General features: G+C 73.5%; 19 protein-coding genes. 17 read left to right on the forward strand and 2 right to left on the reverse strand.

Annotation, left to right across the window (positions count from 1 at the left end):
* Positions 1 to 22 precede the first annotated feature (22 nt).
* The 12 genes from KUM39_RS24355 (at position 23) to KUM39_RS24410 (ending at position 15753) form a co-directional block, all read left to right on the forward strand.
* Positions 23 to 829 (forward strand): metallophosphoesterase family protein, encoded by an 807-nt coding sequence (locus tag KUM39_RS24355; RefSeq protein WP_372455807.1) that lies wholly within the window; start codon positions 23 to 25, stop codon positions 827 to 829.
* Complete coding sequence (locus KUM39_RS24360; RefSeq protein ID WP_217787910.1) at positions 820 to 1941, forward strand: lipid II:glycine glycyltransferase FemX; 1122 nt, start codon at positions 820 to 822, stop codon at positions 1939 to 1941. Before KUM39_RS24355 ends, KUM39_RS24360 begins: the two co-directional genes overlap by 10 nt.
* 120 nt (positions 1942 to 2061) lie before the next feature.
* Positions 2062 to 3006, forward strand: coding sequence for an EamA family transporter (locus tag KUM39_RS24365; protein WP_217787911.1), 945 nt, complete (start codon positions 2062 to 2064; stop codon positions 3004 to 3006).
* A gap of 316 nt (positions 3007 to 3322) precedes the next feature.
* Positions 3323 to 5035 (forward strand): NAD-dependent malic enzyme, encoded by a 1713-nt coding sequence (locus KUM39_RS24370; protein WP_217787912.1) that lies wholly within the window; start codon positions 3323 to 3325, stop codon positions 5033 to 5035.
* A 336-nt stretch (positions 5036 to 5371) separates the two neighbouring features.
* Entirely contained in the window at positions 5372 to 6166 is a 795-nt protein-coding gene (locus KUM39_RS24375; protein WP_217787913.1) for a TIGR03084 family metal-binding protein, read from the forward strand.
* Positions 6163 to 7959 (forward strand): acyclic terpene utilization AtuA family protein, encoded by a 1797-nt coding sequence (locus tag KUM39_RS24380; protein ID WP_217787914.1) that lies wholly within the window; start codon positions 6163 to 6165, stop codon positions 7957 to 7959. Before KUM39_RS24375 ends, KUM39_RS24380 begins: the two co-directional genes overlap by 4 nt.
* On the forward strand, positions 7956 to 9554 hold the full coding sequence (locus KUM39_RS24385; protein ID WP_217787915.1) for an acyl-CoA carboxylase subunit beta: 1599 nt from the start codon (positions 7956 to 7958) through the stop codon (positions 9552 to 9554). The genes KUM39_RS24380 and KUM39_RS24385 overlap by 4 nt, the downstream gene beginning before the upstream one ends.
* Positions 9555 to 9559: 5 nt before the next feature.
* Positions 9560 to 11494 (forward strand): acetyl/propionyl/methylcrotonyl-CoA carboxylase subunit alpha, encoded by a 1935-nt coding sequence (locus tag KUM39_RS24390; protein ID WP_217787916.1) that lies wholly within the window; start codon positions 9560 to 9562, stop codon positions 11492 to 11494.
* A gap of 101 nt (positions 11495 to 11595) precedes the next feature.
* The gene (locus KUM39_RS24395; RefSeq protein ID WP_217787917.1) at positions 11596 to 12756 is read left to right on the forward strand and encodes an acyl-CoA dehydrogenase family protein; all 1161 of its coding nucleotides are present in this window, start codon (positions 11596 to 11598) and stop codon (positions 12754 to 12756) included.
* A 152-nt stretch (positions 12757 to 12908) separates the two neighbouring features.
* On the forward strand, positions 12909 to 13646 hold the full coding sequence (locus KUM39_RS24400; RefSeq protein ID WP_217787918.1) for an enoyl-CoA hydratase family protein: 738 nt from the start codon (positions 12909 to 12911) through the stop codon (positions 13644 to 13646).
* Positions 13634 to 14278: a TetR/AcrR family transcriptional regulator gene (locus KUM39_RS24405; RefSeq protein WP_217787919.1), complete on the forward strand. Its 645-nt coding sequence runs from the start codon at positions 13634 to 13636 to the stop codon at positions 14276 to 14278. The genes KUM39_RS24400 and KUM39_RS24405 overlap by 13 nt, the downstream gene beginning before the upstream one ends.
* Before the next feature lie 455 nt (positions 14279 to 14733).
* Entirely contained in the window at positions 14734 to 15753 is a 1020-nt protein-coding gene (locus tag KUM39_RS24410; protein WP_217787920.1) for an isopenicillin N synthase family dioxygenase, read from the forward strand.
* Positions 15754 to 15813: 60 nt separating this feature from the next.
* On the opposite strand, the gene pdxH is transcribed toward KUM39_RS24410, so the two are convergent.
* Positions 15814 to 16455, reverse strand: coding sequence for a pyridoxamine 5'-phosphate oxidase (pdxH, locus tag KUM39_RS24415; RefSeq protein ID WP_217787928.1), 642 nt, complete (start codon positions 16453 to 16455; stop codon positions 15814 to 15816).
* Between the two features lie 287 nt (positions 16456 to 16742).
* On the opposite strand from pdxH, the gene KUM39_RS24420 reads away from it, so the two are divergent.
* The 3 genes from KUM39_RS24420 (at position 16743) to KUM39_RS24430 (ending at position 20325) form a co-directional block, all read left to right on the forward strand.
* A complete protein-coding gene (locus KUM39_RS24420) occupies positions 16743 to 17843 on the forward strand; it encodes a citrate synthase 2 (RefSeq protein WP_217787921.1) in 1101 nt (366 codons plus the stop codon).
* Positions 17844 to 18205: 362 nt separating this feature from the next.
* Complete coding sequence (locus tag KUM39_RS24425) at positions 18206 to 18739, forward strand: GNAT family N-acetyltransferase (protein WP_217787922.1); 534 nt, start codon at positions 18206 to 18208, stop codon at positions 18737 to 18739.
* A 113-nt stretch (positions 18740 to 18852) separates the two neighbouring features.
* The gene (locus tag KUM39_RS24430; protein WP_217787923.1) at positions 18853 to 20325 is read left to right on the forward strand and encodes a PAS domain-containing protein; all 1473 of its coding nucleotides are present in this window, start codon (positions 18853 to 18855) and stop codon (positions 20323 to 20325) included.
* A gap of 87 nt (positions 20326 to 20412) precedes the next feature.
* On the opposite strand, the gene KUM39_RS24435 is transcribed toward KUM39_RS24430, so the two are convergent.
* Positions 20413 to 21165 carry an SIS domain-containing protein gene (locus tag KUM39_RS24435; RefSeq protein ID WP_217787924.1) on the reverse strand — a complete coding sequence of 251 codons (753 nt, stop codon included), beginning with the start codon at positions 21163 to 21165 and terminating at the stop codon, positions 20413 to 20415.
* Positions 21166 to 21431: 266 nt separating this feature from the next.
* Between KUM39_RS24435 and KUM39_RS24440 the strand changes: the two genes are divergently transcribed.
* Together KUM39_RS24440 and KUM39_RS24445 are read left to right on the forward strand one after the other, a co-directional pair.
* On the forward strand, positions 21432 to 22124 hold the full coding sequence (locus KUM39_RS24440) for an iron-dependent transcriptional repressor DtxR (protein WP_217787925.1): 693 nt from the start codon (positions 21432 to 21434) through the stop codon (positions 22122 to 22124).
* 384 nt (positions 22125 to 22508) lie between these two features.
* Positions 22509 to 23354: alpha/beta fold hydrolase (locus KUM39_RS24445; RefSeq protein ID WP_217787926.1), on the forward strand; the 846-nt coding region annotated here is incomplete at its 3' end.

Genomic DNA, 23354 nt, shown 5'->3' on the forward strand with positions numbered 1-23354 from the left:
CGGGATGCGCCAAGTACCCGGCGTGCATGAGCGCGTAGCCGTCCTCTCCGACATCCACGGGGTGCTCCCCGCCCTGGAAGCGGTCCTCGCGGAACCCGACGTACAGGCGGCCGACCGGCTCGTCGTCACCGGTGACATCGCGGCCGGACCACAACCGGGGGAGGTGCTGGACCTGCTCCGCGCGCAGGGCGGGAAGGTGCTGTGGCTGAGCGGCAACGCGGACCGTGAACTCGTGGAGTACCGGCGCGGTGAGCGCACCGGGATCCCGGACCCCATCGCCCCGCTCGCGGCGGAAGCGCTCACCGGGGACCAGGTGGAGTTCCTGGCCGCGCTGCCGGGCAGCCTCACCCTCCAGGTGCGGGGTCTGGGCGAGGTCCTGTTCTGCCACGCCACCCCGCGCGACGACGAGGAAGTGGTCCTGGTCGATTCCCGCTCCGCCCGCTGGGCCGAGGTGCTCACAGGACTCGCCCCCGGAATCGGCACCGTGGTGTGCGGCCACACCCACATGCCCTACATCCGCCTCACCCACGGCCGCCTCGTCGTCAACCCCGGCAGCGTCGGCATGCCGTACGGCCGCCCCGGCGCCCACTGGTGCCTCCTCGGCCCCGGCACCGACCTGCGGGTCACCCCGTACGACGTGGACGCGGCGGTGGCCCGCCTCACGGCGGAGTGCGGCTTTCCGGGCATCGCGGAGTGGGCCGACCACTTCCTGAACGCCCGGGCGACGGACACCGAGGCGCTGGAGCTGTTCGGTCACCGGGACGGGCGGGGCGAGGCTCGTAGGGTGAGCCGGTCAGCGATCTTCGAGGAGACCCCGTCATGGCCCTGACCGTTCGCTCCATCACCCGTGCGGAGCATCTGGCGTTCGTCGCCGCGCTGCCCTCGGCGAGCCATATGCAGGTGCCGTCCTGGGGGGATGTGAAGCCCGACTGGCGGGCGGAGAGCCTGGGCTGGTTCGACGAGGGCGGGCAGCTGTCCGGTGTGGGGCTGGTGCTGCTGCGCCCGCTGCCGAAGGTCAGGCGGTATCTGGCGTACCTGCCGGAGGGGCCGGTCATCGACTGGCACACCGCCGACCTGGAGCGCTGGCTCGATCCGATGCTCGCGCACCTCAAGGGCAGGGGCGCGTTCTCGGTGAAGATGGGGCCGCCCGTCGTCGTACGCCGGTGGAGTCCGCAGGCGGTCAAGGACGCCATCGCCGCACCGGAGGCCCACCGGCTGCGGGACGCGGAGCCCACCGCCACCGACCCCCGGGCGCTGCGACTGGCGGACCGGCTGCGCGCCCTGGGCTGGCGGCAGTCCGAGCCCGGCGGTGAGGACGGCTTCGCGGCCGGACAGCCCCGGTACGTGTGCCAGGTGCCGTTCGCCGGGCGCTCCCTGGAGGAGATCCACAGCGGCCTCAACCAGCAGTGGCGGCGCAACATCAAGAAGGCCGAGAAGGCGGGGGTGAAGGTGGTGCGCGGCGGCTACGACGACCTGCTGGCCTTCTACGAGCTGTACGCGGAGACCGCCGGGCGGGACCGGTTCATCGCGCGCCCGCTGCCGTACTTCCAGCGCATGTGGACGGCGCTCGCCGCGGAGGATCCGGACCGTATGCGGCTGTACCTCGCGCACCACGACGGCGAGGTGCTGGCGGCGGCCACCATGCTGGTCGTCGGCGGACACGTCTGGTACTCCTACGGCGCCTCCACCAGCCGCCGCCGCGAGGTCCAGCCCAACAACGCCATGCAGTGGCGGATGATGTGCGACGCCCATGAACTCGGCGCCCACGTCTACGACTTCCGTGGCATCACCGACACCCTGGAGGAGTCCAACCACCTGCTGGGCCTGCTGCGCTTCAAGGTGGGCGCGGGCGGCCAGGCGGCGGAGTACCTCGGTGAGTGGGACTTCCCGCTCAACCGGCTGCTGCACAAGGCGTTCGATGTGTACATGTCCCGCCGCTGAACGGCCCCGGCACACCCGCCCGACCGGGTCACTACCCTGGAGCGGGTGGCGCGGCTCGGTGAGCCGGTGCCGCCGTGCCCGACCCCCGATCCGTTCCGCCACCGCCCCTCAGGACCGCCCGTGAGTTCCGCTTCCGAAGCCGCCGTAACCCCGACGAGGGCCGGGGCGAACCCGCCGACCGGGCGATGGGGCCGTGGGGCGGGGCCGGTGGGGCTGGTGCTGGCCGGGGGGATCTCGGTGCAGTTCGGCGGGGCGCTCGCGGTCTCGCTGATGCCGAGGGCGGGGGCGCTCGGGGTGGTGACGCTGCGGCTGGTCGCGGCGGCCGTGGTGCTGCTGGTGGTCTGCCGGCCCCGGCTGCGCGGGCACTCGCGCGCGGACTGGGGCACGGTGGTCGCGTTCGGGGTGGCGATGGGCGCGATGAACGCCCTGTTCTACGAGGCCGTGGCGCGCATCCCGCTCGGTCCCGCCGTCACCCTGGAGGTGCTGGGCCCGCTCGCCCTGTCCGTGCTGGCCTCGCGGCGCGCCGTCAACGCCCTGTGGGCCGGACTCGCGCTCGTGGGCGTGTTCCTGCTCGGCGGGGGCGGCTTCGGGTACCTGGACCCCGTGGGCGTCGGGTTCGCCCTCGGCGCCGGTGCCATGTGGGCGACGTACATCCTGTTCAGCGCGCGTACGGGGCGCCGTTTCCCGCAGGCCGACGGGCTGGCCCTGGCGATGGCCGTCGCCGCGCTGCTGATCCTGCCCCTCGGGATCGCGGAGGCGGGAGCGCGGCTGGTCAACCCCGTCACGGCCGGGCTCGGCGCGGCCGTCGCGCTGCTGTCCTCCGTGCTGCCGTACACCCTGGAGCTGCTGGCCCTGCGCCGCCTGCCCGCCTCCACCTTCGCCATCCTGATGAGCCTGGAGCCCGCCATCGCCGCCACGGCCGGTTTCCTGGTCCTTGGCCAGGCCCTGTCCCCGACCGAGGCCGCCGCCATCGCCCTGGTCATCGCCGCGAGCATCGGCGCGATCCGCACCCAGACCGGGCGGCGGGAGATGCGGGAGATACCGATGCCGGTCGAGGGCCAGTAGGGCGGGCGCGGAGGAGACAGCGGGCGGGCCCCGCAGCGCCGCGGGCGTGGACCCGTACCGCCGGATCCGGGCAGGCCGCCGTGCGCCCGGTGCCGCACACGCCACACCCACGCCACACACGTCCCGCCCCCCACTCCGCCCACCTCACGCCCCACAGGCACCGCCCCGCGCCCCCATCCCACGCCCACTCCACGCCCCACGGGCACCGCCCCACCTCACAGGCACCGCATCCGCCCCGTCCCCGTACCGCACTGCGGATCAGGCGCTCCTCCGTCAGACTCCAGAGTGGGACAGGACCGGATGGAAGGCTGACCTCATGACCCAGATCATCGACACGCGCCGTCCCCTCAAGATCGAGGCTCGTGGGCGTGCCGTACTGGCCGATCCGCGCCTCAACCGAGGAACGGCGTTCACCGACGCGGAGCGCAGAGCGCTCGACCTCGTCGGCCTCATACCGCCGGGCGTGCTCACCCAGGACGAGCAGGCCGAGCGGGCGTACGGCCAGTTCCAGGCGCAGAGCAGCGACCTGGCGAAGAGCGTCTACCTGACCGCCCTGCACGACCGCAACGAGGTGCTGTTCTACCGGCTGGTCGGTGATCACCTCGAAGAGATGCTGCCGATCGTGTACACCCCGACCGTGGGCACGGCGATCAAGCGGTACAGCAACGAGTTCCGGCGCCCGCGCGGGGTGTACCTGTCGGTGGACGCCGTGGACGACATCGAGCGGTCGCTGCGCGCCAGCGGCCGGGACGCCGACGACATCGACCTGATCGTCGCCACCGACGGCGAGGGCATCCTCGGCATCGGTGACTGGGGCGTCGGCGGCATCGACATCTCGGTGGGCAAGCTCGCCGTGTACACGGCAGCCGCGGGCATCGACCCGGCCCGCACCCTGCCGGTCGTCCTCGACGTGGGCACCAACCGCCAGGAGCTGCTGGACAGCGACCTCTACCTCGGCAACCGGCACCCCCGCGTGGACCCCGACACGTACGACGCGTTCATCGACGCCTACGTCACCGCCGCGCGCCGCGTCTTCCCCCACGCGCTGCTGCACTGGGAGGACTTCGGCCCGGCCAACGCGCGCCGGGTGCTGAACCGGTACCGCGACGAGGTGCTCACCTTCAACGACGACATCCAGGGCACCGGCGCCGTCAACCTCGCCGCCGTGCTCGCCGGGGTCCGCGCGGCCGGGATGCCGCTGCGCGAGCACCGGATCGTGGTGTTCGGCTCCGGTACGGCCGGGATCGGCGTCGCGGACCAGCTCCGCGACGCGATCATGGAGGACGGGGTCTCCGAGGACGACGCGACGGCCGCGTTCTGGTGCGTGGACCGCTACGGCCTGCTCACCGACGACCAGGGCGACAAGCTCCGCGACTTCCAGGTCCCGTACGCCCGCCCTGCCGAGGAGGTCGCGGACTGGCGGCGCGACGACTCGATCCCCGGCATCTCCCTGGAGGAGGTCGTACGCCGGGTCCGTCCGACCGTGCTCATCGGCACCTCGGGGCAGGGCGGCTCGTTCACCGAGGCCATCGTCAAGGAGATGGCCGAGCACACCGAGCGCCCGATCATCCTGCCCATGTCCAACCCGACCGAACTGGCCGAGGCGGTCCCCCAGGACCTGATCACCTGGACCGACGGCAAGGCGCTCGTCGCCACCGGCAGCCCGTTCCCGCCGGTCGAGCACGGCGGGATCTCCTACGAGATCGGCCAGGCCAACAACGCGCTGGTCTTCCCCGGCCTCGGCCTCGGCGCCGTCGCCGCCCGCGCCACCCGCGTCACCGACCGCATGCTCCGCGCGGCGGCCGACGCGGTCGCCCGCCAGACCGACAGGATCTCCGGCGACGGCGCCCCCGTCCTCCCGCCCATCCACGACCTCCGCGCCACCTCCACCGAGGTGGCCGCCGCCGTCGCCTGGGCCGCCGCCCAGGACGGCATCGCCCGGACCCCCCTCAAGAACGAGGCAGCGGCGAAGGCAGCGGTGGAAGCGGCCCAGTGGGCACCGGAGTATCCGCCGGTGCAGGCGGTGTAGCGCAGCGGTACGTCCCTCCGCCCGCGCGGCACCCACCGGCGCCGCGCGGGCGAAGGGCCGACGTCCTTGGCCGAGGCATCTTCCCGGCGGGGGTGCCGGGGCCGAAGGCGGGCTCGGCGGGATCGAGTAACCGACCCGAGCCCCGACAACGCCGTGGCGTACATGCTGCGGCTCGCCCAGGGTGGGTACGACGCGGATGTCACCGAGGCGGCGAAGGATCTCCGGGACATGCTCGCCGGTGGGTGACGCGGTCCACGCGAACCGCTCGATTCCGTCGGGACATTGATTAATGCAAGCACGCTTGATTGTTTCTTCGGCCGCTGCCATGCTCCCCCCATGTCCGAGCCGACGCCCGTCTTTGACGATCTGTGCGAGGAAAGCAGCCAACTCGACCTGTTGGTAGGTGAGTTGGACGAGGAGTGGTGGCGGGGTGGTACGCCTGCCGCGGGGTGGAGCATCGCGCACCAGATCGGGCACCTGTGCTGGACCGACCGGGCCGCGTTGCTCGCGGTGACCGATGAGGGCGGGTTCCGGAAGCTCCTGGAAGAGGCGTCGGCCGCGCCCGCCACGTTCGTGGACGACGGGGCGGAGGCGGCGGCCCGGCTGGCGCCGGGGGAGTTGCTGGGGCGGTGGCGGCAGGGGCGGGACGCGTTGCTGGGGGCGTTGCGCGCGGCGCCGCCGGGAGCGCGGTTCCCGTGGTTCGGGCCGCCCATGTCGGCGGCGTCCGTGGCGACCGGGCGGCTCATGGAGACCTGGGCGCACGGGCAGGACGTCGCGGACGCGCTGGGTGTGGTGCGCACACCCACGGACCGGCTTCGGCATGTGGTGCGCATCGGTGTGCGGGCGCGGGACTTCGCCTACCGCACGCACGGACTGCCCGTGCCCGACGAGGAGTTCCGGATCGAGGTGACCGCTCCCTCCGGTGATCTGTGGGCCTACGGTCCCGAGGGCGCCGCCCAGCGGGTCAGCGGGCCCGCGCTCGACTTCTGTCTCCTGGTGACCCAGCGCGCCCACCGCGCCGACCTCGCCGTACGGGCCGAGGGCGCCGACGCCGACCGGTGGCTGGACATCGCCCAGGCCTTCGCCGGACCGCCCGGCACCGGACGCCCGGCCACGGGGGGTACGGCATGACCGCGCCGCCCCTGCGCGTCGGCAACTTCTCCGGCTTCTACGGCGACCGGTCCGGCGCCCTGCGCGAGATGCTGACCGGCGGCGAGGTGGACGTCCTCACCGGTGACTACCTCGCCGAACTGACGATGCTCATCCTCGCCCGCGACCGCCTCAAGGACCCGTCCGCCGGATACGCCCGCACCTTCCCCCGCCAACTGGAGGACTGCCTCGGCCTCGCCCACGAGCGCGGGGTGCGGATCGTCACCAACGCGGGCGGGCTCAACCCGGCCGGACTCGCCTCGCACATAAGGGAGTTGGCGGACCGGCTCGGCATACCCACACGGGTCGCGCACGTCGAGGGCGACGATCTCACCGCCGCCCACCCCGGCACCCTCGCCGCCCACGCCTACCTCGGCGGGTTCGGTATCGCGGAGTGCCTGCGGGCCGGGGCCGACATCGTGATCGCCGGACGCGTCACCGACGCCGCCCTCGTCACCGGCCCGGCCGCCGCCCACTTCGGCTGGACTCCCGACGACCATGACGCGCTCGCCGGGAGTGTGGTCGCCGGACATGTGCTGGAGTGCGGTACCCAGGCCACCGGCGGCAACTACGCGTTCTTCCGCGACGGGGACGTACGGCACCCCGGCTTCCCGCTCGCCGAGCTGTACGCCGACGGCAGCAGCCTCATCACCAAGCACCCCGGCACCGGCGGCTTCGTGGACGTCGGCACGGTCACCGCGCAACTCCTCTACGAGACCGGGGGCGCCCGCTACCCGGGGCCCGACGTCACCGCCCGGCTGGACACCGTACGGCTGCGCCAGGACGGGCCGGACCGGGTGCGGATCGAGGGCGTACGGGGCGAGGCGCCACCCCCCACCCTCAAGGTCGGGCTGAACCGGCTCGGCGGCTTCCGCAACGAGGTCGCCTTCGTCCTCACCGGACTCGACGTCGAGGCCAAGGCCGCGCTGGTCCGGGAACAGGTGGAGAGCACCGCCTTCGCCAAGACCCGCCCTGCCGAGGCGAGTTGGCACCTCGTGCGCACCGACCGCGCCGACGCGGACACCGAGGAGACCGCCAGCGCGCTGCTGCGTCTCGTCGTACGCGACCCGGACGAGCGTGCCGTGGGCCGCGCGCTCACCAGCGCCGCCGTCGAACTCGCCCTCGCCAGCTACCCCGGCTTCCATGTCCTCGCGCCCCCGGAAAAGGGGTCGCCCTATGGGGTGTTCGAGGATGTGGCCGTCCCCCACAGCGCCGTGGACCATGTGGCCGTACTCCACGACGGCCGCCGCGTCAGCGTGGCCCCACCCCATGTGGTCGCCCCACATGTGCCCACCCCACATGTGGCCCCACCCCACCCAGCGGACCCGCCCGCCCCCCATGTGCCGCCGCCCCATGTGTCCTCGGCACACGGGCTCGCCCCATATGTGCCCACCCCCCATGTGCCCCCACCCCACCCCCGCACCGCCGCCTCCCCGCAAGCCCCCACCCGCCGCGTCCCCCTGGGCCACCTGGCCGGAGCCCGCAGCGGTGACAAGGGCGGGGACGCCAACCTCGGCCTGTGGACCCGTACCGACGACGCCTACGCCTGGCTCGCGGCCACCCTCACCACGAGCCGCTTCAAGGAACTCCTCCCCGAGACCCGCGACCTGACCGTCACCCGGCACGAACTCCCCAACCTCCGCGCCCTCAACTTCGTCGTGACCGGCATCCTCGGCGCCGGGGTCGCCGCGCGGCACCGGTTCGATCCGCAGGCGAAGGCGCTCGGGGAGTGGCTGCGCTCCCGCCACCTGGACATCCCGGAGGCCCTGCTGTGACCGTCCTGCCCACCGGCCTCGACCCCGAGTCCCCCGACCACCGGGCGAACCGCGCGGCCATGCTGGCCAAACTCGCGGACCTGGACGCCGAGCACGCCAAGGCGCTCGCGGGCGGCGGCGAGAAGTACGTCGCCCGGCACCGCGCACGGGGCAAACTCCTCGCGCGGGAACGCGTCGAGCTGCTCCTCGACCCCGACACCCCGTTCCTGGAGCTGTCGCCGCTGGCCGCGTGGGGCAGTGACTACACGGTCGGCGCCTCGCTGGTCACCGGGATCGGGGTGGTGGCGGGCGTGGAGTGCCTGATCACCGCCAACGACCCGACCGTGCGCGGCGGTGCCAGTAACCCGTGGAGCCTGAAGAAGGCCCTGCGCGCCAATGACATCGCGCTCGCCAACCGGCTGCCGGTCATCAGCCTGGTCGAGTCCGGCGGCGCCGATCTCCCCTCGCAGAAGGAGATCTTCATCCCCGGCGGCGCCATCTTCCGTGATCTGACCCGGCTTTCGGCCGCCGGGATTCCCACGGTCGCGGTCGTCTTCGGCAACTCCACGGCGGGCGGCGCGTACGTACCCGGCATGTCCGACCACGTGATCATGGTCAAGGAACGCGCGAAGGTCTTCCTCGGCGGGCCGCCCCTGGTGAAGATGGCGACCGGCGAGGAGAGCGACGACGAGTCCCTCGGCGGCGCCGAGATGCACGCCCGCAACTCCGGGCTCGCGGACCACTTCGCCGCGGACGAGCCGGACGCGCTGCGCCAGGCGCGCAGGATCGTCGCGCGCCTCAACCACCGCAAGGCGTACGACGATCCGCCCCCGGCCGAGCCGCCGAAGTACGACCCCGAGGAACTGCTCGGCATCGTCCCCGGCGATCTGCGCACCCCGTTCGACCCGCACGAGGTGATCGCCCGGCTGGTGGACGGCTCCGACTTCGACGCGTTCAAGCCGCTGTACGGCACGAGCCTCGCCACCGGCTGGGCCACGCTGCACGGCTACCCGGTCGGCATCCTCGCCAACGCCCGGGGCGTGCTGTTCAGCGAGGAGTCGCAGAAGGCGGCGCAGTTCATCCAGCTCGCCAACCAGCGGGACATCCCGCTGCTGTTCCTGCACAACACCACCGGCTACATGGTGGGCCGGGAGTACGAGCAGGGCGGCATCGTCAAGCACGGCGCGATGATGATCAACGCCGTCGCCAACTCCCAAGTCCCGCACATTTCCGTGCTGTTGGGAGCCTCCTACGGTGCCGGGCACTACGGCATGTGCGGCCGGGCGTACGACCCGCGGTTCCTCTTCGCCTGGCCGAGCGCCAAGTCGGCGGTGATGGGCCCGCAGCAGCTCGCCGGGGTGCTCTCCATCGTCGCCCGCCAGTCGGCGGCGGCGAAGGGCCTGCCGTACGACGAGGAGGCGGACGCGGGACTGCGCGCGCTGGTGGAGGGGCAGATCGAGTCCGAGTCGCTGCCCATGTTCCTGTCCGGGCGGCTGTACGACGACGGCGTCATCGACCCGCGCGACACCCGCACCGTCCTCGGCCTGTGCCTGTCCGCCGTGCACAACGCGCCCTACGCGGGCGTGCGCGGCGGCTACGGCGTCTTCCGGATGTGAGGCCCATGATCGAGAACCTGCTCGTCGCCAACCGGGGCGAGATCGCCTGCCGGGTCTTCCGCACCTGCGCCGCCCTCGGCATCCGTACCGTCGCCGTGCACTCCGACGCCGACTCCGGTGCTCTGCACGCCCGTTCGGCCGACCGTGCCGTACGGCTGCCGGGCGCGGCGCCCACCGAGACGTATCTGCGCGGCGACCTGATCGTGAAGGCCGCGCTGGCCGCCGGAGCGGACGCCGTGCACCCCGGTTACGGCTTCCTCTCCGAGAACGCGGGCTTCGCGCGTGCCGTGCTCGACGCGGGCCTGACCTGGATCGGGCCGCCGCCGGAGGCAATCGAGGCGATGGCGTCCAAGACGCGGGCCAAGGAGCTGCTGGGCATCGAACCGCTCGGCGAGGTCACCGCCGCCGATCTGCCCGTGCTGGTCAAGGCGGCCTCCGGGGGCGGCGGACGCGGTATGCGCGTCGTACGCCAACTGGGCGAACTGGCAGCCGCGTTGGAGGGGGCGCGGGCCGAGGCCGCCGCCGCGTTCGGGGACGGGGAGGTGTTCGCCGAGCCGTACCTGGAGCGGGGCCGCCATGTCGAGGTGCAGATCCTCGCGGACACCCACGGCACCGTGTGGACGCTCGGCACCCGCGACTGCTCGCTCCAGCGGCGCCACCAGAAGGTGATCGAGGAGGCGCCCGCACCAGGACTCCCGCCGCAACTCCAGGAAGAGATGGCCGCGTTGGCGATACGCGCGGCACGCTCCGTGTCGTACGTCGGCGCGGGCACCGTGGAGTTCCTGGTGGCGGACGGGCGGGCGCACTTCCTGGAGATGAACACCCGGCTCCAGGTCGAACACCCCGTCACCGAGGCCGTGTTCGGGCTGGACCTCGTCGCGGAACAGATCCGGATCGCGGAGGGACACCCGCTCCCCGCCGGGCCACCGCCCGCGCACGGTCACGCCGTCGAGGCCCGCCTCTACGCCGAGGACCCCGCGCACGCCTGGGCCCCGCAGACCGGCACCCTGCACCGGCTCGCCGTTCCGGACGGCGTCCGCCTCGACAGCGGGTACGGCGACGGCGACCGGGTCGGCGTGCACTACGACCCGATGCTCGCCAAGGTCGTCGCCCACGCCCCCACCCGCGCCGAGGCCGTCCGCAAACTGGCCGGGGCCCTGGAGCGGGCCACCCTCCACGGGCCAACGACCAACCGCGCGTTGCTCGTCGCCTCACTCCGGCACCTCGAGTTCACCGCCGCCCGCATGGACACCGGGTTCTACGACCGCCACCTCACCGCCCTCACCGCGCCCGCCCACGACCCGTACGCCCCGCTCGCCGCCGCCCTCGCGGACGCCCGGGGCGCCTCCCGCTTCGGCGGCTGGCGCAACGTGCCCGCGCAGCCGCAGGTCAAGCGGTACGCGATGGCGGGTGAGGAACACGAGGTCCGCTACCGGCACACCCGGCAGGGCCTCACCGCCGACGGGGTGCGTGTGGTGCGTGCCGACGCGGATCTGGTCGTGCTCGAAGTGGACGGCGTACAAAGGAGGTTCGAGGTCGCGCGGTACGGCGACCGGGTCCATGTCGGCGGCACCGTCCTGACCGCGCTGCCCCGCTTCCCCGAACCCGGGGAACGGCTCGCGCCCGGTTCGCTGGTCGCCCCCATGCCCGGCACCGTCGTCCGCGTGGCCGAGGGGCTGGCCGAGGGCGCGGCCGTCACGGCGGGACAGCCCCTGCTCTGGCTGGAGGCGATGAAGATGGAGCACCGCGTCACCGCCCCCGCCGACGGCACCCTCACCGCCCTGCACGCCGTACCGGGACAGCGGGTGGAACCGGGCACGCTGCTCGCGGTGGTGAGCGGGGGGCGGGCCGAGGAGCGTCCCGATGAGCGGGCCGATGAACAGGGGTCACCCCAACTCCCCGGCGAACAGCGAGCGGAGCGAGACAAGCCCGCTCGATGAGCCCCGCCCTCATGAGCCTCGCCCCCCCGATGAGCCCCGCTCCCATGAGCCCCGCCCCATGAGCCCGGTCCCCATCCGCCCCGCACCCCGGAGGCACCCCCATGACCACTCTCACAGAACCCGAGGAGCACACGGCGCTGCGCGCGGCGGTCGGTGCCCTCGGGAAGCGTTACGGCCGCGCCTACCTCACCAACGTCATCGCGGAGGGCCGCCCCCCGACCGAACTCTGGTCGGAGGCGGGCAAGCTCGGCTATCTCGGCGTCAACCTCCCCGAGGAGTACGGCGGCGGAGGCGGCGGGGTCAGTGAACTGTCCATCGTGCTGGAGGAGTTGGGCGCCTCCGGCTCCCCGCTGCTGATGCTGGTGGTGTCGCCCGCGATCTGCGGCACGGTGATCGCCCGCTTCGGCACCCCGGAGCAGAAGCGGGAGTGGCTGCCCGGTCTCGCGGACGGCACCCGGATCATGGCGTTCGGGATCACCGAGCCCGACGCGGGCTCCAACGCGCACCGGATCACGACCACCGCCCGCCGCGACGGCGCCGACTGGGTCCTCACTGGCCGCAAGGTGTTCGTCTCCGGGGTGGACCACGCCGACGCCACCCTGATCGTCGGCCGCACCGAGGACGCCCGGACCGGCCGCCTCAAGCCGTGCCTGTTCATCGTCCCGCGCGACTCCGAGGGCTTCGCCCGCAACCCCATCGACATGGAACTCAGCGCCGCCGAGAAGCAGTTCGAGCTGGTCCTCGACGACGTACGGCTTCCCGCCGGGGCGTTGGTGGGGGAGGAGGACGCCGGGCTGCTGCAACTCTTCGCCGGGCTCAACCCCGAGCGGATCATGACGGCCGCGTTCGCCATCGGGATGGGCCGGTACGCGCTCGGCAAGGCCGTCGCCTACGCCCGGGAACGCACCGTGTGGCAGGCGCCCATCGGCTCCCACCAGGCCATCGCCCACCCCCTCGCCCAGGCGCACATCGAACTCGAACTCGCCCGGCTGATGATGCAGAAGGCCGCCCGGCTCTACGACGCCGGTGACGACGCGGGCGCGGGCGAGGCCGCCAACATGGCCAAGTACGCGGCCGGGGAGGCCTGCGCGAAGGCGGTGGACCAGGCCGTGCACACCCTCGGCGGCAACGGCCTCACCCGCGAGTTCGGCCTCGCCTCCCTCGTCACGGCCGCCCGCGTGGCCCGAATCGCCCCGGTCAGCCGCGAGATGATCCTCAACTACGTCTCCCACCAGACCCTGGGCCTGCCCAAGTCGTACTAGAGACGTGCCGGAAGCATGATCGGAGACACCGTGTCCCGTGACGTGTACGACGCTGTGCCACCCGCCGAACGAGAGGCACCGCCCCTCACTCGCCCCGCCGTCCCCCGCGCCCTCTCCGGGGAGATCCCGCGCCGCCGACCGGAGGAGGACGCGTGAGCCCGCTGATCGGCCGCGCCCGCGACCGTGCCGTACAGACACTCAGCCTCGACTCCGAGGCCACCCGGAACGCCCTGTCCGCCTCGCTCGTGGGGGAGTTGGCCGGTGCGCTGGAGGAGTGCGCGGCCGACCCCGGCGTACGGGCGGTGGTGCTCACGCACACCGGCGGCACGTTCTGTGCCGGTGCGGATCTGCGGGACCCGCCCGAACCGGCCGCTCTGGTAACGCTGTTGAGGACGATCGTGGAGCTGCGGTGCCCGGTGGCCGCCCGGATCACCGGGCACGTACGGGCCGGGGGGCTCGGGCTGGTCGCCGCCTGCGATCTCGCGGTGGCCTCGGCGCGGGCAACGTTCGCCTTCACCGAGGTACGGATCGGGGTCGCGCCCGCCGTGATCTCCCTGCCCCTGCTGCCCCGCGCCGACCCGCGCGCCCTGGCCCGGTACTGCCTCACCGGCGAGCGCTTCGACCCCGCCGAGGCCGTACGGCTCGGCCTGCTCACCGCCGCCGGGCGGGACGCCGACGCCGTGCTCGCCCCGATCCTGGACGGCCTGCGCCGCTCCGCGCCCGAGGCCCTCGCCGAGACGAAGCGGCTGCTCACGGCTAGGGTGCTGGAGACCTTCGACCGGGACGCGGCCCACCTGACCGCACTCTCGGCCCAACTGTTCGCCACCCCCCACGCACGGGAGGGGATGACGGCCTTCCTGGAGAGACGGGACGCGGAGTGGGTGGTGTGAGCGCGGGCGGCCGGGAGCGGGCGCCCAAGCAGGACCGCAGCCGGGTCACCCGGCAGCGGTTGCTGGAGGCCGCCGTGGCGTGCCTGGCCGAGCGCGGCTGGGCCGGGTCCACCGTCTCCGTCGTCGCCGAGCGCGCCGGGGTCTCGCGGGGCGCGGCCCAGCATCACTTTCCGACCCGTGAGGACCTGTTCACGGCCGCCGTCGAGTACGTCGCCGAAGAACGCTCGACCGCCCTGCGCGCCCTCTTCGCGGACGGCCCCGCCGACCGTCCCGCCGATCGCCGTCCCGCGGATCACCGTGCCGTCGTCGCCGCCCTGGTGGACCTCTACACCGGCCCCCTCTTCCGCGCGGCCCTGCACCTCTGGGTCGCCGCCAGCGACGAAGACCAACTCCGTCCGCGCGTGACCGAGTTGGAGGCGAAGGTCGGCCGCGAGACGCACCGCATCGCCGTCGAACTCCTCGGCGCCGACGAGTCACGCCCCGGCGTCCGCGAGAGCGTCCAGGGGCTGCTGGACATGGCGCGCGGACTGGGGCTCGCCAACCTGCTCACCGACGACGGGGCCCGGCGGGAGCGGGTGGTGGCGCAGTGGGCCGGGCTGCTGGAGGGCGCTCTCGGGGCGGAGGGGTACTGAGCGCGCGGGTGCTGCTGAGCGCATAGGGGGGGCGCCGGGCGCGTGGGGGTCGCTGGGCGCGTGCGGGTCGCTGAGCGGGCAAGGGGCGGGGGCCGGGGCGGGCGCACCCCACCGCGACCCCGCGACCTGCTGACCCCGCGATCCCGCGCCCTGGCGATCCCGTGACCCCGATCCCGAGACCCGGCGCACCCGTGACCCCCGTCACACCCGTATCTCCAGTCCCGCAGTAACCTTTCCCCATGCTTCTGCCGCTCGTTCGACGCCGCCACGTGGACTACGTGCGCGTCACGAGCATGGGCTGTCGGCGCTCTGCCTGACCCAGCCCCCTTCCGCCGCGATCCGGTCTCCTCGTGATCCGGGTCCGGACCACCCGGACCATCTCCCGTCCTCCGGCACCAGGGGCCCGCCCCACCCCTGGCGGACCCCCGTGCCCCGTACACCCCGCGGACGCACCCATGACGACTTCCTCCCGGTACGACCAGCTCCCGGTCATCGACCTCGCCGCCGCCGACGGCACACCCGCCGAACGAGCCGCCTTCCTGGCCCAGTTGCACGCCGCCGCGCACGACGTCGGCTTCTTCCAACTGGTCGGACACGGGGTGACACGGGCCGAGACCGAAGCCCTGCTCACCGCGATGCGGGCCTTCTTCGCGCTCCCCGAGGCCGACCGGCTCGCGTTGGACAACGTCAACTCCCCGCACTTCAGGGGCTATACGCGCACCGGCGACGAGCAGACCGCCGGTGCCCGCGACTGGCGGGACCAGCTCGACATCGGCGCTGAACGCCCCGCCCGCCTCCCCGTGCCCGGCGAGCCCGCGTACTGGTGGCTCCAGGGCCCCAACCAGTGGCCCGCCGCCCTGCCCGAGCTGCGTACCGCCGCCCTCGCCTGGATCGACCGGCTCGGCGCGGTCGCCGGACGCCTGCTGCGCGAGCTGCTGACCGCGATCGGCGCCCCGGCCGGTTTCTACGACCCGGTGTTCGGCGCGCACGCCCACCCGCACCTGAAGCTCGTCCGCTATCCGGGCAGCGCCGCCGACGGCACCGACCAGGGCGTCGGCGCCCACAAGGACTACGGCTTCCTCACCCTGCTGCTCCAGGACGCCGTCGGCGGGCTCCAGGTCCAGCGGGAGGACGGCCGGTTCCACGAAGTCCCGCCGCTGGAAGGGGCGTTCGTCGTCAACCTCGGTGAACTGCTGGAGGTCGCCACCAACGGCTATCTCATCGCCACCAACCACCGCGTGGTCAGCCCGCCCGGCGCCACCGAGCGCTTCTCCGTGCCGTTCTTCTACAACCCCCGCCTGGACGCCCGTATCGCCCCGCTGCCCTTCCCGCACGCCTCCGACGCCCCCGGCATCACCGAGGACCCGGCCAACCCGCTGTTCGCGGAGTACGGCAACAACGAACTGAAGGGCAAGCTCCGCGCGCACCCGCTGGTCGCCCGCCGCCACCACGGCGACCTGCTGACGCCCGCCTGAAGTGCCGTACGCGGCAGATGCCTTGAGCGGCGGTACGGGTCCCGCCGTATCGCCCGCCGGTCAGGGGCTCAGCCGCTCAACGGTCCAACTCCCGTCCTCGGGGCGGGTGATGTAGCGCAGGCGGTCGTGGAGCCGGTTCTCCCGGCCCTGCCAGAACTCCACCGTCTCCGGTACGACCCGGAACCCGCCCCAGTGCGGCGGCACCGGCACCGGCTCGCCCTCCGGGTACCGAGCCGCCAACTCGACGTACTCCGCGTCCAGTTCGTCACGGGAGGCGATCACCGAGGACTGGGCGCTGGCCCACGCGCCGAGCTGGGAGCCGTGCGGGCGGCTGTGGAAGTACGCGGCCGTTTCCTCCCGGCTCGTGCGGGCCGCCGTACCCGTGACGACGACCTGGCGGGCGATCGGGTGCCAGGGGAAGAGGAGCGAGACGCCGGGGTTCGCGGCCAGCTCGCGGGCCTTGCGGGACGTGTAGTTGGTGTAGAAGACGAAGCCCCTGCTGTCGAAGCGCTTCAGCAGCACCGTGCGCGAACTGGGGCGCCCCGCCGCGTCCGCCGTGGACACCACCATCGCGTTCGGCTCGTACAGCGTGCCGTGCGAGGCCGCGCGTGCCGCGTCCTCGAACCAGCGGGAGAACTGGTCCATCGGGTGCGCGGCCAGCAGCGCGGCGTCCAGACCGACGGCGCGGTACTGACGGCGCATGGCGGCGGGGTCCACGAGCGGGTCGGGGCGCTCCGGACGGTCGGCGGGGTGGTCGGCGGCGTCGGTCACGCGGTCATCCTGCCGTACGGGGGCGGCTGCTCCACCGCACACCCGGCACGGGGGCGCCCGGCCGTTCGAACGAAGCTGGCACTGAGTGTCGTACGGGCTGCCCAAAAGTGGCACTCAGGGCTATGGTGCAGATCTCCGCTCCGTTCCGGGTGACCCCCGTGGCAGCGGGGTATCACCGGGTGACCGACCGCCGCCGCCACGTCACGAGGAGCCGCCTGATGTCCGACTTCGTACCCGGCCTCGAAGGGGTCGTCGCGTTCGAGACGGAGATCGCCGAACCCGACAAGGAAGGCGGCGCCCTGCGGTACCGAGGCGTCGATATCGAGGACCTCGTCGGACACGTGTCCTTCGGCAACGTGTGGGGGCTGCTGGTGGACGGGGCGTTCAACCCCGGTCTGCCGCCCGCCGAGCCGTTCCCCATCCCCGTGCACTCCGGGGACATCCGGGTGGACGTGCAGTCCGCGCTCGCCATGCTCGCGCCGGCCTGGGGGCTCAAGCCGCTGCTCGACATCGACGCCGAGCAGGCCAGGAACGACCTCGCGCGGGCCGCCGTGATGGCGCTGTCCTACGTCGCCCAGTCGGCGCGCGGACAGGCGCTGCCGATGGTGCCGCAGAGCGAGATCGACAAGGCGGGCTCCGTCGTCGAGCGGTTCATGATCCGCTGGCGGGGCGAGCCGGACCCCAAGCATGTCGCCGCCGTGGACGCGTACTGGACCTCGGCCGCCGAGCACGGCATGAACGCCTCCACCTTCACCGCCCGCGTCATCGCCTCCACCGGCGCCGACGTCGCCGCCGCGCTGTCCGGCGCGGTCGGCGCGATGTCCGGCCCGCTGCACGGCGGGGCGCCCTCGCGGGTGCTGGGCATGATCGAGGAGATCGAGCGCACCGGTGACGCCGAGGCGTTCGTGAAGAAGGCGCTGGACAAGGGCGAGCGGCTGATGGGCTTCGGGCACCGCGTCTACCGCGCCGAGGACCCGCGCGCCCGCGTGCTGCGCCGTACCGCCCGCGAACTGGGCGCGCCGCGCTTCGAGATCGCGGAGGCGCTGGAGAAGGCGGCCCTGGAGGAACTGCACAACCGGCGCCCCGACCGCGTCCTCGCCACCAACGTGGAGTTCTGGGCGGCCATCATGCTCGACTTCGCCGAGGTACCCGCCCCCATGTTCACCTCGATGTTCACCTGCGCCCGCACCGCCGGCTGGTCCGCGCACATCCTGGAGCAGAAGCGCACCGGCCGCCTGGTCCGCCCCTCCGCCCGCTACACCGGCCCCGGCTCCCGCAGCCCCCGGGACATCGACGGCTTCGCCGACATCGCCCACTGAAACCCACCCGGCCCCGGAAACACATCCGGGGCCGCCCCCTACGGGACAGCCCCGGACAGCGGACAACCCGCGAACCCAGGTCTCCATGCCGCAGCACGGAAGCCGGCCGGACGTACCGGCGGGTTCGCGGGTCGGTGACTGCTGGGATTGGGCCGGCTGCACGCACGAGGCATGCCGGTCCGGCACCGCACTTCGAGTGGCGACGGGCCGCTAGCCCGCAGTCACCTCACGCGTCCGGTTCTTGTACATCTGCCGAACCACCTCCCTTCTCGTGTACGCCCCACCATAAGAACGCCCCCCGCACGGCTCAACCCCTTTTTTTCCGTGGACTCCCTCCGCCCCCGCCTCCTACCGTTCGCCGCATGAGCGAACCCGACAGCCCCGCACTCCGTAGCTCCGTGCCCCGCAGCCCCGTGCTCCCTGCGGCCGTGTTGCGTATCGAGTCCGTCGCCGGGGACCGGGCGCTGGAGGAGTGGCGGTACGTGCACAACACCGTCGTGCCGCCCGCCGCGATGGCGTCCGAGGGGGCGCGGGAGCGGCTGGGGCGGAACCGGTTGCGCAACGCCTATCTGGGGGACGTGCTCGTGGGGTGTTCGACGGTACGGCCGCCTGCCGGGCCGGAGGGGGTGGCGACCGTCATCGCGCGGGTGCTCCCCGGCTTCCGGCGGCGCGGATTCGGTACGGCGCTCTACGCGGACGGGCTGGCGCTGGCGCGGGAACTGGGGGCGCGGGAGGTGGAGACCTGTGTGCTCGCGGCCAACGCCGACGGGCTCGCGTTCGCGGTGGCGCGCGGGTTCGTGGAGAGCGAGCGGTACGTCCTGGACGGGGAGACGGCCGAGTACGTGGATCTGCGGCTCCGCGCAGGTGAGGTGGGGGTTTCCGGGGGCACGTGCTGATTTTCGCAATCTTGCGGGAACAGGATGTGGGCTGTGTCACGTTCGAGTTGAATGATGGCCAGTGAACGGATCGTGTGCCGCAGGTGCGCGGGCGGAGTGTCCAGGGGGTCCAGGTGAGTGCTTCCCGGCCGAGTGGGACCACCGACGAACGCGGGCCGGACGGGTCCCGGCCGACCGGCCCGGCCGCCGACGCGCTCTCCGTGGCGCCGGAGGCCGCCGACGAGACGGGCGGATCCGTCGTGCTGCTGGCCGCGCTGCTGGACGGCATGGACGCGGCGCTGTGCGCCTTCGACGCGGACGGTGTCGTCACGCACTGGAACCGGGAGGCCGAGCGGATACTCGGCTGGAGCGCCGCCGAGGCCGTGGGCCGGGCGGGCTTCACCGGCTGGGCGGTGCGCAGCGCGGACGCCGAGGACGTACAGGCGCGGCTGATGGCCGCCATGCGCGCGCCCGGCCGCCGGGTGCACGAGTTCGCGCTGGTCACCAAGGCGGGCGGCCGGGTCCTGGTGCGCACCCAGTCGGCGGCCGTGCGCGGCCCGGACGGCGAGCCCGCCGGGGTGTACTGCGCGTTCAGCGAGGTGCACGCCCAGATCGACCTGGAGCGGTCCGTCGCGCTCAGCGAGGCCCTGTTCGAGGACGCGTCCTGGGGGGTCGTGCTGATCGACGCCGACCTGCGTCCGGCCGTGGTCAACGCCCGCGCCGCCCGCGCCTTCGGCACCGCCCGCACCGCCCTGCTGGGCCGCCCGCTGGGCGAACTGATCACCCAGGGCGTGGAGGAGCTCCAGAGCGCCCTCACCCATGTCCTCGCCGAGGGCGCCCCGCCCGCGCCCGCCGAGCTGTGGGTGACCGTGCGCACCCCGGAGGGCGAGGAGCGGCACTGCTGGCGCAGCGGCTTCCTCCGGCTGGCCTCGCCACTCGCCGAAGAACCGGTTCCCCTCGGTGTGGGCTGGCTGTTCCAGGACGTCACCGACGCCAAGCGGGCCGAGCAGGACGCGGCGCGGCTCCGGTTCCGTACCAACCAGTCGTACCGGGCCGCCCGCGTGGCCGCCGAGTGCGAGGACCCGGCCGAGGCGGCCACCGTGCACCTCGACTTCGCCCTCGCCGGGTTCGCCGACCACGCGCTGCTGGACCGGGTGTCCGCGAGCGGTCCCGCCTCCGGGGGCGGTGACGGCGGTCGTACGGCGCGGGTGCGGCTGGTACGGGTCGCCGCCGCGCCCGCCGGGGCCGCCGGACCGGGCCACGACGCCTGCCCGGCCGGACTCCCGCTGCGGTACGCCTCCGGTCACCCCGCGCCGAGCTGCGTCGAGCGGGGCGGTACGGTCCGTGCCGACGCCGGGGACCGTACCGGCGAGCGCGCCCGCGAGTGGGCGCTCGCCCGGCAGTGGCCCGCGGACACCGCGCACGCGCTGTGCGTCCCGCTGCGCAGCCGGGGCCGCACCCTCGGCGTCGTCACCTTCCTGCGCGGCACCGGCCGCAGCCGCTACGAACGCCCCGACGCTGCCTACGCGGAGGACGTGGCCGCCCGTATCGCCGCCGCGCTCGACCTGGCGGGGGAGCGGGGGGCCGCCGGGGGCCCGGCGGGCTGATCCACGCGGGCCGGGCGCACCGCGCCTCGTACGGGCCACGTCCGCCACGGGTCGCCCGGTGCCGACTCCCGTGCCCGTACCGCCCGTTCAGCGCTGGTAGAAGATCCGGTCGCCGTACTCCGTCATCACGCGCCGGTTCCATTCCGTGCCGCCGTCCACGTTGCCGGAGCGGAGCAGCGGGGGTTCGATGCCCCGGTCGGCGAGGGTGGCGGCGGCGGTGGCGACCATCGCCTGCATCAGCGCGGAGGTGACCACGGTGGAGGCGGGGGCGAAGGGGGCCGGGATGGTGTCCAGGGTGAGTTCCGCGTCCCCCACGGCGATCTTGGAGTCGAGTACGACGTCGCAGTGGTCCTTGAGGAAGGTGCCCGAGCGGTGCCGGGAGGAGGTCCCGGCGGTGTACGCCATGGAGGTCACGCCGATCACCTTCAGGCCCAGCGCGCGGGCCTTGAGCGCCATCTCGACGGGCAGGGCGTTGCGGCCGGACAACGAGATGACGATCAGCGCGTCGCCCGCGCGGGCCGGGGAGCAGTCGAGGACGGCGTCGGCCAGCCCCTCCACCCGCTCCAGCGCGGAGCCCAGCGTGGCCGGGGCCTCGACGCCGACGGCGCCGGGGACGGCGAGCAGGTTGAGCAGGGCGAGTCCACCGGCCCGGTAGACCACGTCCTGGGCGGCCAGCGCGGAGTGCCCGGCGCCGTAGGCGAACAGCCTGCCTCCGGACTCCACGGTGTCCGCGAGCAGCGTGCCCGCCGCCGCGACCGCGTCCGCCTCCTCCTCGCGGACCCGTCGCAGCAGGCCGATGGCGGCGTCGAAGAACAGCTCGGCGGCCGTGCCGTCGCTCATTGGGATGTCCCCTTCCGGCGTCCCGCCGCGGCTCTCCCGGCGGCCGTGTCGCGGATCACGGTGCGGTCCGGACCAGCCCTGTGTCAATACGCCCTCACACCCCGTGCGCACCGGGCGCCCCGGGCGCTCCACGCGTCGCACCACTGGGGTGGCCGACGGGGGCCGGGTACGGACGGTGGCACTCGCTTGTCAGTGGTATCCGGCAGAATTGAACGAAGGGCCGTCGCACGCGCCGGGCAACCGGCACAGGTAATCGAGGGGCACGTATGTCCGGACTGATCGACACCACGGAGATGTATCTCCGCACCATCCTCGAACTGGAAGAGGAAGGCGTCGTGCCCATGCGCGCCCGCATCGCCGAGCGCCTCGACCAGAGCGGGCCGACCGTGAGCCAGACCGTGGCGCGCATGGAGCGCGACGGGCTGGTCTCCGTGGCCAGCGACCGTCACCTGGAGCTGACCGAGGAGGGCCGTCGGCTGGCCACCCGCGTGATGCGCAAGCACCGCCTCGCGGAGTGCCTGCTCGTCGATGTGATCGGCCTGGAGTGGGAGCAGGTGCACGCGGAGGCGTGCCGCTGGGAGCACGTGATGAGCGAGGCCGTCGAGCGCCGGGTGCTGGAGCTGCTGCGGCACCCCACCGAGTCGCCCTACGGCAACCCCATCCCCGGTCTTGAGGAGCTGGGCGAGAAGGACGGCGCCCATCCGTTCCTGGACGAGGGCATGGTCTCGCTGGCGGACCTCGCCCCCGGCGCCGACGGCAAGAACGTGGTCGTCCGGCGGATCGGGGAGCCCATCCAGACCGACGCGCAGCTGATGTACGCCCTGCGCCGGGCGGGGGTGCAGCCCGGTTCGGTGGTGAGTGTCACGGAGTCGGCGGGCGGGGTGCTGGTGGGCAGCGGCGGTGAGGCGGCGGAGCTGGAGGCGGACGTCGCCTCCCATGTGTTCGTGGCCAAGGGCTGAGCGGCGGGCGGCGCCCCACCGGTATCGGCCCCCCGGCTCTCCGTGCGGGAGAGCCCCGGCCCTCACGGGAGAGCCCCGGCGCCTCCCGGCGCCGGGGCCTCACCTCCCCGTGACCGACCCGGAGCCCCGAGCTCCCAGGGTCGTTCCCCACGGACCGCTTTTCCCCGAGTGGTCCGCCTCCCGCCTGAAAGATCCCCTCGGCGGCGGCGATCATTCCTTGAGGGGTGTCACTCGAACGAGGGGTGTTGGCCGGACGAAGCCGTTCGTCGAATGGGTTTTCGATAGCGTGCGAGGCAGTACGACCGGGACGAGACCGGCGGAGCGTACGGCCGTGACCAGGGCCGCACGCCCCGGTGGTCCGGGCGGAGCTGGGGGGCGGGAGCGATGGCACGGCGTATCGAAGTGACCGGGACGGGCGGGGTGCGGCTGGCCGCCTGGGAGTCCGGCGCGGCGGACCGCGCGCCGTCCGGCACGCCGGGCGTGCTGCTGCTCCACGGGCTGATGGGGTGCGCCTCCCACTGGGCGCGGATCGCGGGCCGACTGGCCCGGCGGCACCGTGTCGTCGCCCTCGACCAGCGCGGCCACGGCGCCAGCGAGGGCCCGCGGCAGGCCGCGTACACCCGTGAGGCGTACGTCGAGGACGCCGAGGCCGCGCTCGAACAGCTCGGGCTCGGGCCCGCTGTGCTCGTCGGCCACGCGATGGGCGCGCTGACCGCCTGGCAGCTCGCCGCGCGCCGCCCCGACCTCGTGTGCGGCCTCGTCATCTGCGACATGCGGGCCTCCGCGCTCGGCGCGGCCTCCCAGCGGGAGTGGGCCGACTGGTTCGCGTCCTGGCCGCTGCCGTTCGCGCGGCTCGCGGACGCCCGGCACTGGTTCGCCGAGGGGGACCCCTGGTTGGAGCGGCCCGATCCGGCGCGCGGTGCGTTCTACGCCGAGAGCATGCGGGAGCATGCCGATGGCTGGCGGCCCGTCTTCGATCCCGGCCAGATGCTTCGCACCCGTGAGAGCTGGGTCCATGACGCCCACTGGGACGAACTTGCCCAGGTCCGGTGTCCCGCCCTCGTCGTGCGGGGGCTTGACGGGGAGCTTGGTCGTGCGGAGGCGCAGGAGATGGTGCGGGTTCTTCCGCATGGCAGCTATGCGGAGATTCCCGAGGCGGGGCATCTCCTTCATTTTGAGCGGCCTTCTGCTCTTGGGGGGTTGCTGGGGGCCGGGAACATGCTGCGGTTC

It is taken from the genome of Streptomyces corallincola, from assembly GCF_019104725.1.
GTDB lineage: Bacteria > Actinomycetota > Actinomycetes > Streptomycetales > Streptomycetaceae > Streptomyces > Streptomyces corallincola.